Source organism: Luteolibacter pohnpeiensis (assembly GCF_016595435.1).
Lineage (GTDB): Bacteria > Verrucomicrobiota > Verrucomicrobiia > Verrucomicrobiales > Akkermansiaceae > Luteolibacter > Luteolibacter pohnpeiensis.
In genome coordinates this window covers 1-374 of record NZ_JAENIJ010000222.1, presented here as the reverse complement: position 1 = coordinate 374, position 374 = coordinate 1, and the positions used below count along the sequence as shown (strand labels likewise).

At 58.6% G+C, this 374-nt stretch carries 1 protein-coding gene; it reads right to left on the bottom strand.

Translation table 11 applies throughout. From position 1 onward, the window contains the following. Positions 1–374 (bottom strand): GDP-mannose 4,6-dehydratase (locus tag JIN85_RS22615; RefSeq protein ID WP_200274547.1); only part of this gene is annotated, 374 nt, incomplete at both ends.

Sequence of the window (374 nt, the reverse complement as noted above, 5' to 3'; positions counted from 1 at the left end):
TCGAGGTCGGAGGCGACCATTTCGGCGCACATTTCCTCAACGGTGATTTCTGGAACCCAGCCGAGCTTTTCTTTGGCTTTGGTTGGGTCGCCGAGGAGGGTTTCGACTTCGGCGGGGCGGAAGTAGCGTGGGTCGACCCGCACGATGACGTCGCCCACTTTGACGCCGGGGGCTTTTTCCGCATCAGTCACTTCGGTGACGGTGGCGATCTCTTCGACTCCTTCGCCGCTGAATTCGATTTCAATGCCAGCTTCGTTAGCGGACATGCGGACGAATTCGCGCACGGAGATTTGCTTGCCGGTGGCGATGACGAAATCGTCGGCGACTTCCTGCTGGAGCATCATCCATTGCATGCGGACGTAGTCTTTGGCGTG